The following is a 7746-nucleotide window of genomic DNA, read 5'->3' on the forward strand; positions in this document are numbered from 1 at the left end:
TCTTCAATAAAAGACCGGAAACTGCAAATTGCGAAGTTCGCCACGCGATGATTGTGATTTTTCTGTGCTAGCATGCGCCGCTTGGGTGTTTTCAGGCTTTGGGTGTTTCACTGTCCCTCGCGGTCGATGCCTTTTTTGATTTGAATTCCAGTCACTCTGGTTCGTCCCTGGCAGGCCGAAAGGTCTCTGCCACTGTGAGGCAGGCTTTCCCGTGGGAAAGGCAGGGCGGATCTTGTACTGGCTCATCCCAACCCACGTGACCTTTGGTAGGGGTCACCACTAGGAGAGGAGGCGCCATGCCCACTATTACTCTTCCCGATGGCAGTCAACGTTCGTTCGACAAGGCCGTATCCGTAGCCGAAGTCGCCGCCTCGATCGGCGCTGGCCTGGCCAAGGCCACCCTGGCCGGCAAGGTCGACGGCAAGTTGGTCGATGCTTGCGACCTGATCGAACACGATGCCACCTTGCAGATCATCACCCCCAAAGATGAAGAGGGACTGGAGATCATTCGTCACTCGTGCGCCCACTTGATCGGCCACGCGGTGAAGCAGCTGTATCCGACCGCCAAGATGGTGATTGGCCCTGTGATCGACGAAGGCTTCTATTACGACATCGCCTATGAGCGTCCCTTCACTCCGGACGACCTGGCTGCCATCGAGCAACGCATGCAGCAGCTGATCGACAAGGACTACGATGTCGTCAAGAAGATGACTCCGCGTGCCGAAGTCATCGATGTGTTCCAGAGCCGTGGCGAAGACTACAAGTTGCGCTTGGTGGAAGACATGCCCAACGAAACCGCCATGGGTCTGTACTACCACGAAGAATATGTTGACATGTGCCGCGGTCCACATGTGCCGAACACGCGTTTCCTCAAGGCTTTCAAGCTGACCAAGCTGTCGGGTGCCTATTGGCGCGGCGATGCCAAGAATGAGCAGCTGCAGCGCGTCTATGGCACTGCCTGGGCCGACAAGAAGCAATTGGCGGCATACATCCAGCGTATCGAAGAAGCCGAAAAGCGCGACCATCGCAAGATCGGCAAGCAACTGGACCTGTTCCACCTGCAGGAAGAAGCGCCAGGCATGGTGTTCTGGCACGCCAACGGCTGGACCATTTACCAGGTGCTCGAGCAGTACATGCGTAATGTGCAGCGCGAAAACGGTTATCTCGAGATCAAGACTCCGCAAGTGGTCGACCGTATTCTTTGGGAGCGTTCCGGCCACTGGTCCAACTACGCCGAGAACATGTTCACCACGTCCTCGGAAAGCCGTGACTACGCGGTCAAGCCGATGAACTGCCCATGCCACGTGCAGGTGTTCAACCAAGGCCTGAAGTCCTACCGTGACCTGCCACTACGTCTGGCCGAGTTCGGTGCCTGCCACCGCAATGAGCCATCTGGCGCCCTGCATGGCATCATGCGCGTGCGTGGCTTCGTACAAGACGATGCGCACATTTTCTGCACCGAAGAACAGGTGAAGAAAGAAGCCGCCGACTTCATCAAGCTGACCCTGGACGTCTACAAGGACTTCGGCTTCAGCGACATCGCCATGAAGCTGTCGACCCGCCCGGCCAAGCGCGTGGGCTCCGAAGAGCTGTGGGATCGTGCCGAGGGTGCCTTGGCCGATGCCTTGAACGAGTCTGGCCTGGAATGGGAATACCAGCCGGGAGAGGGCGCGTTCTACGGCCCGAAGATCGAGTTCACCCTGCGCGACTGCCTGGGTCGTAACTGGCAGTGTGGTACCCTGCAGTACGATCCAAACCTTCCAGAGCGCCTGGATGCCAGCTATATCGCCGAAGATAACAGCCGTGTTCGCCCGGTCATGCTGCATCGCGCGATCCTTGGGTCGTTCGAGCGTTTCATCGGCATGCTGATCGAGCATTACGCAGGCGTATTCCCGGCTTGGCTGGCGCCAACCCAGGCGGTGATCATGAACATCACCGACAAACAGGCCGATTTCGCCCTTGAGGTGGAAAAAACCCTCAACCAAAGCGGATTTCGTGCCAAGTCCGACTTGAGAAATGAAAAGATCGGCTTTAAAATCCGCGAGCATACTTTGCTCAAGGTTCCCTATCTCTTGGTTATTGGAGATCGGGAAGTCGAGATGCAGACTGTCGCTGTGCGTACCCGTGAAGGTGAAGACTTGGGCTCGATGCCTGTCGCCCAGTTCTCGGCGTTGCTCGCACAAGCGGTTTCCCGGCGTGGTCGCCAAGATTCGGAGTAATTATTATTAAGCGTGATATGAGACAAGATAAACGAGCTGCACCGAAAGCCCCGATCAACGAGAATATCTCGGCACGCGAGGTTCGGTTAATTGGCGCTGACGGCGAGCAGATTGGCATCGTCTCGATTGATGAAGCGCTTCGTATAGCTGAAGAAGCCAAACTGGATCTGGTGGAAATTTCCGCCGACGCAGTCCCACCTGTTTGCCGGGTGATGGACTACGGCAAGTCGATCTTCGAAAAGAAGAAGCAACTTGCTGCTGCGAAAAAGAACCAGAAGCAAATTCAGGTTAAAGAAATCAAGTTTCGTCCAGGGACGGAGGAAGGGGATTACCAGGTAAAACTACGCAACCTGGTACGTTTCCTGAGTGACGGGGACAGGGCCAAGGTTTCCTTGCGATTCCGCGGCCGTGAGATGGCCCACCAGGAGCTGGGGATGGAACTCCTCAAGCGGGTTGAAACTGACCTGCAAGAGTACGGTTCGGTCGAACAGCATCCTAAGATGGAAGGACGCCAGCTGATCATGGTCATCGCCCCGAAAAAGAAGAAGTAATCAACAGGGCACGGCAGGCCTTCTGATTATGTTTATCAATTGAATGCGGAGTATCCGAACATGCCAAAGATGAAAACCAAAAGCGGTGCTGCTAAGCGGTTTCTGAAAACTGCTAACGGTATCAAGCACAAGCACGCTTTCAAGAGCCACATCCTGACCAAAATGTCGACCAAGCGTAAGCGTCAACTGCGCGGTAGCAGCTTGCTGCATCCGTCTGACGTGGCAAAAGTCGAGCGCATGCTGCGCCTTCGTTAATTTTTGGATCAAGAATAGAGGAAGTAACTCATGGCTCGTGTAAAGCGTGGCGTCATTGCCCGTAAGCGTCACAAGAAAATTCTGAAACTTGCTAAAGGCTACTACGGCGCTCGCTCGCGCGTATTCCGTGTTGCCAAGCAAGCGGTAATCAAGGCAGGCCAATACGCCTACCGCGACCGTCGTCAGAAAAAACGTCAGTTCCGCGCTCTGTGGATCGCTCGTATCAACGCTGGTGCTCGTACCAACGGCCTGTCCTACAGCCGTCTGATCGCTGGTCTGAAAAAGGCGTCCATCGAGATCGACCGTAAGGTTCTGGCTGATCTGGCAGTGAACGAAAAAGCGGCGTTTGCTGCGATTGTCGAGAAAGCTAAAGCCACCTTGGCTTAAGTACCCCCGACAGTCATCCGGGCCTACCCTCGTGGGCTCTGGTGTTAAACGTCATAAATAGGGGAAGAGCCTTCAAGCTCTTCCCCTATTTTGTATCTGGAGTCTGTACATGGAAAACCTGGATGCGCTGGTTTCTCAAGCACTTGAGGCCGTGCAACACGCAGAAGACATCAATGCCCTGGAACAGATCCGGGTTCACTTCCTTGGCAAGAAGGGCGAGCTGACTCAGGTGATGAAGACCCTGGGCAACCTGCCAGCCGAAGAGCGCCCGCAAGTCGGTGCGCTGATCAACGTTGCCAAGGAGCGTGTAACAGAGGTTCTCAATGCTCGCAAAGCGGCTTTCGAGGAGGCGGAACTCAGCGCCAAGCTCGCCGCCGAGTGCATTGACGTAACCCTGCCGGGCCGTGGCCAGACCTCTGGTGGTCTGCATCCGATCACGCGGACCCTGGAGCGTATCGAGCAGTTCTTCACCCATATTGGCTACGGCATTGCCGAAGGCCCTGAGGTCGAAGACGACTATCACAACTTTGAAGCGCTCAACATCCCAGGCCACCACCCGGCCCGGTCGATGCACGACACCTTCTATTTCAATGCGAACATGTTGTTGCGCACCCATACCTCGCCGGTACAGGTCCGCACCATGGAGTCGCAGCAGCCGCCGATCCGCATCGTCTGCCCAGGCCGTGTGTATCGCAGCGACTCCGATATCACCCACTCGCCGATGTTCCATCAGGTAGAAGGCCTGCTGGTGGATCGCGGGATCAATTTCGCCGACCTGAAGGGCACCATCGAGGAGTTCCTGCGGGTGTTCTTCGAGAAGGAACTGGCTGTGCGTTTCCGTCCTTCCTACTTCCCATTCACCGAGCCGTCCGCTGAAGTCGATATGGAATGCGTGATGTGCAGTGGTAAAGGCTGCCGCGTCTGCAAGCAGACCGGATGGCTGGAAGTGATGGGGTGCGGCATGGTTCACCCGAACGTGCTGCGTATGTCCGGGATCGATCCGGAAGAATTCCAGGGCTTTGCCTTCGGCATGGGCGCCGAGCGCCTGGCCATGCTGCGTTACGGTGTCAATGACTTGCGCCTGTTCTTCGACAACGACTTGCGGTTCCTTGCGCAATTTCGCTAGTCGCGCGTCCGTAACGAATCTATTAGGAGAGCAGGATGAAATTCAGTGAACAATGGCTGCGCGGCTGGGTTAGCCCGCAGGTAAGTCGCGACGAGCTGGTCGCTCGTCTGTCCATGGCCGGCCTTGAGGTGGACAGTGTTACGCCAGCTGCCGGTGATTTCAGCGGTGTGGTGGTGGGGGAGGTACTAAGCACCGAGCAGCACCCTGATGCCGACAAACTGCGGGTCTGCCAAGTCAGCAACGGAGCCGAGACTTTCCAGGTTGTCTGTGGTGCGCCGAACGTACGCCCCGGCCTGAAGGTTCCGTTCGCGATGATCGGTGCCCAGTTGCCCGGCGACTTCAAGATCAAGAAGGCCAAGCTGCGTGGCGTCGAATCCAACGGCATGCTGTGTTCCCAGGCGGAGCTGCAGATCGGCGAAGGCAACGACGGCTTGATGGAGTTGCCGGCTGACGCGCCAGTGGGTGAGGACATTCGTGCCTACCTGAGCCTGGACGATGCCAGTATCGAGGTCGACCTGACCCCTAACCGCGGTGACTGCCTGTCGTTGGCTGGTATTGCACGCGAAGTTGGTGCCCTTTATGCGGCTAAGGTGCAGCGACCGGAAGTCAAGGCAGTTCCTGCGGTGCACGATGAAGTGCGTCCAGTTGACGTGTTGGCGCCGGCAGCCTGCCCGCGTTACCTGGGACGGGTGATCCGTAACGTGGACCTGTCCAAGCCGACCCCGTTGTGGATGGTCGAGCGCTTGCGCCGTGCTGAAGTTCGCAGCATCGATGCCGCAGTGGATATCACCAACTACGTGATGCTTGAGCTGGGGCAGCCGCTGCATGCGTTCGACTTGGCCGAGATCAACGGTGGCATCCGTGTGCGCATGGCCGAAGAGGGCGAGAAGCTGGTATTGCTCGATGGTCAGGAAGTGGCCCTGCGCAGCGACACCCTGGTGATCGCCGACCATACCCGCGCCCTGGCGATTGCTGGTGTGATGGGGGGTGAGCACAGCGGCGTCACCACCAAGACTCGCGATGTATTCCTGGAAAGCGCGTTCTTCGACCAGATCGCCGTGGCTGGCAAAGCCCGCTCCTACGGCTTGCATACCGATGCTTCCCATCGTTATGAGCGTGGCGTGGATTGGCAGTTGGCCCGTGAGGCGATGGAGCGTGCTACTGGCCTGCTGCTGGAAATCACCGGCGGTGAAGCCGGCCCGATCATCGAAACCGTCAGCGAGCAACATCTGCCATTGGTGGCGCCTGTCACCCTGCGGGCCGAGCGCATCAGTCAAATGCTGGGCATGGAACTCGAAGGTTCCGAGGTCGAGCGTTTGCTCACCGCGTTGGGTCTGACGGTAGCTGCCGATGGGGCCGGGCAGTGGCGCGTTGAAGTCCCGAGCCATCGTTTCGATATCAGCCTCGAGGTCGATCTGATCGAGGAACTGGCACGCCTTTACGGTTACAACCGCCTGCCGGTTCGTTATCCGCAAGCCCGCCTGGCTCCACAGGCCAAGGCCGAGGCGCGGGGCGACTTGCCGGCACTGCGGCGCTTGCTGGTGGCTCGTGGTTACCAGGAAGCCATCACCTACAGCTTCATCGATCCGAAACTGTTCGACCTGTTCAGCCCTGGCGTCGAGCCCTTGCTGCTGGCCAACCCGATTTCCGCCGACATGGCGGCCATGCGCTCGTCCCTATGGCCAGGCCTGGTCAAGGCGCTTCAGCACAACCTGAATCGTCAACAGGATCGCGTCCGCATGTTCGAAAGCGGCCTGCGGTTCGTTGGTCAGCTGGAAGGCCTGAAACAGCAGCAGATGCTGGCAGGTATCGTTTGTGGTACTCGGTTGCCTGAAGGTTGGGCCCAAGGCCGCGATAGCGTGGACTTCTTCGACGTCAAGGCGGATGTAGAGGCGGTGCTGGGTTTTGCCGGCGCCTTGGATGCGTTCACTTTCGTACCGGGCAAGCACCCTGCGCTGCACCCGGGCCAGACAGCGCGCATCGAGCGCGAGGGACGTGAAGTCGGTTACTTGGGAGCCATTCATCCGGAGCTGGCCAAGGAGCTCGGCCTGGATCGCGCGGTTTTCGTGTTCGAACTGGTCCTGAGCGAAGTGGCCCATGGTCGTTTGCCGAAGTTCCACGAGCTATCGCGCTTCCCTGAAGTGCGTCGTGACTTGGCCCTGCTGGCAGATCGTGACGTTGCCGCCAGTGCGGTCCTGGAGGTGATTCGCGAGAATGCGGGCGAGTGGCTGACCGATCTCAGGCTATTTGACGTGTACCAGGGTAAAGGTATTGATCCTCATAGAAAAAGCCTTGCCGTTGGCTTGACCTGGCAGCATCCATCGCGCACTCTTAATGACGATGAGGTGAACTCAGCGACGCAAAACATCCTCACCTCGCTCGAACAAAGGTTGAACGCCACGCTAAGGAAGTGACGTATGGGGGCTCTGACGAAAGCTGAAATGGCCGAACGTCTCTACGAAGAGCTGGGCCTGAACAAACGCGAGGCCAAGGAATTGGTCGAGCTATTCTTTGAAGAAATCAGGCACGCTCTCGAAGATAACGAACAGGTCAAATTGTCCGGTTTCGGTAACTTCGATCTTCGGGATAAACGCCAGCGTCCTGGTCGGAACCCGAAGACGGGTGAAGAAATCCCGATCACGGCTCGCCGAGTCGTCACCTTTCGTCCAGGGCAGAAGTTGAAAGCCCGAGTTGAGGCTTATGCTGGAACCAAGTCATAACGACGAGCTCCCGGTCATTCCGGGTAAACGCTACTTCACCATTGGTGAAGTCAGTGAGCTCTGTGCGGTCAAACCGCATGTGCTGCGTTATTGGGAGCAGGAGTTTCCTCAACTCAACCCCGTCAAACGCCGCGGAAATCGCCGGTATTATCAGCGCCAGGATGTGCTGATGATCCGGCAGATCCGCGCGTTGCTTTATGACCAGGGCTTCACCATCGGGGGTGCGCGCTTACGCCTCTCCGGGGATGAAGCCAAAGACGATACCACTCAGTACAAGCAACTGATCCGTCAGATGATCTCCGAACTGGAAGATGTGCTCGTAGTACTCAAGAAATAATTCTCTGCTTTAAATACTTCCACTTTTCAAAAGGTTGCGGTATATTCCTCAGCGTTTCCTGAGAAGTGAAACAGGTTTCACGCCTAGTCGGGGCGTAGCGCAGTCCGGTAGCGCACTAGCATGGGGTGCTAGGGGTCGAGTGTTCGAATCA

General features: G+C 57.3%; 8 protein-coding genes. All 8 read left to right on the forward strand.

The genetic code is table 11. The features are described from left to right. Positions 1–296 precede the first annotated feature (296 nt). The 8 genes from thrS to H7A76_RS29270 all read left to right on the forward strand — a co-directional run bounded on the left by thrS (position 297) and on the right by H7A76_RS29270 (position 7595). Positions 297–2219, forward strand: a complete 1923-nt coding sequence (gene thrS / locus H7A76_RS29235) for a threonine--tRNA ligase (RefSeq protein ID WP_185701724.1) — start codon at positions 297–299, stop codon at positions 2217–2219. Further along, entirely contained in the window at positions 2219–2770 is a 552-nt protein-coding gene (infC, locus tag H7A76_RS29240) for a translation initiation factor IF-3 (RefSeq protein ID WP_176719736.1), read from the forward strand. The genes thrS and infC overlap by 1 nt, the downstream gene beginning before the upstream one ends. Positions 2771–2830: 60 nt before the next feature. Then, the gene (gene rpmI / locus H7A76_RS29245; protein WP_002553160.1) at positions 2831–3025 is read left to right on the forward strand and encodes a 50S ribosomal protein L35; all 195 of its coding nucleotides are present in this window, start codon (positions 2831–2833) and stop codon (positions 3023–3025) included. A gap of 30 nt (positions 3026–3055) precedes the next feature. Further along, positions 3056–3412, forward strand: a complete 357-nt coding sequence (gene rplT, locus H7A76_RS29250; RefSeq protein ID WP_016963673.1) for a 50S ribosomal protein L20 — start codon at positions 3056–3058, stop codon at positions 3410–3412. A 109-nt stretch (positions 3413–3521) separates the two neighbouring features. Next, positions 3522–4538, forward strand: a complete 1017-nt coding sequence (gene pheS, locus H7A76_RS29255) for a phenylalanine--tRNA ligase subunit alpha (protein ID WP_068585791.1) — start codon at positions 3522–3524, stop codon at positions 4536–4538. Between the two features lie 35 nt (positions 4539–4573). Further along, positions 4574–6952 carry a phenylalanine--tRNA ligase subunit beta gene (gene pheT, locus H7A76_RS29260; protein WP_185701725.1) on the forward strand — a complete coding sequence of 793 codons (2379 nt, stop codon included), beginning with the start codon at positions 4574–4576 and terminating at the stop codon, positions 6950–6952. 3 nt (positions 6953–6955) lie between these two features. After that, positions 6956–7258 carry an integration host factor subunit alpha gene (ihfA, locus tag H7A76_RS29265; RefSeq protein WP_002553164.1) on the forward strand — a complete coding sequence of 101 codons (303 nt, stop codon included), beginning with the start codon at positions 6956–6958 and terminating at the stop codon, positions 7256–7258. Then, complete coding sequence (locus H7A76_RS29270) at positions 7239–7595, forward strand: MerR family transcriptional regulator (RefSeq protein WP_007920509.1); 357 nt, start codon at positions 7239–7241, stop codon at positions 7593–7595. The genes ihfA and H7A76_RS29270 overlap by 20 nt, the downstream gene beginning before the upstream one ends. The last annotated feature ends 151 nt before the right edge of the window (positions 7596–7746 follow it).

This window comes from Pseudomonas sp. MSSRFD41, assembly GCF_014230245.1.
GTDB classification, from domain to species: Bacteria; Pseudomonadota; Gammaproteobacteria; order Pseudomonadales; family Pseudomonadaceae; genus Aquipseudomonas; species Aquipseudomonas piscis.

Bases quoted from the DNA above. Each gene is read 5' to 3' on its own strand.
- rplT (WP_016963673.1), top strand. From the start codon at position 3,056: ATGGCTCGTGTAAAGCGTGGCGTCATTGCCCGTAAGCGTCACAAGAAA.
- rpmI (WP_002553160.1), top strand. From the start codon at position 2,831: ATGCCAAAGATGAAAACCAAAAGCGGTGCTGCTAAGCGGTTTCTGAAA.
- thrS (WP_185701724.1), top strand. From the start codon at position 297: ATGCCCACTATTACTCTTCCCGATGGCAGTCAACGTTCGTTCGACAAG.
- ihfA (WP_002553164.1), top strand. From the start codon at position 6,956: ATGGGGGCTCTGACGAAAGCTGAAATGGCCGAACGTCTCTACGAAGAG.
- H7A76_RS29270 (WP_007920509.1), top strand. From the start codon at position 7,239: ATGCTGGAACCAAGTCATAACGACGAGCTCCCGGTCATTCCGGGTAAA.
- pheS (WP_068585791.1), top strand. From the start codon at position 3,522: ATGGAAAACCTGGATGCGCTGGTTTCTCAAGCACTTGAGGCCGTGCAA.
- pheT (WP_185701725.1), top strand. From the start codon at position 4,574: ATGAAATTCAGTGAACAATGGCTGCGCGGCTGGGTTAGCCCGCAGGTA.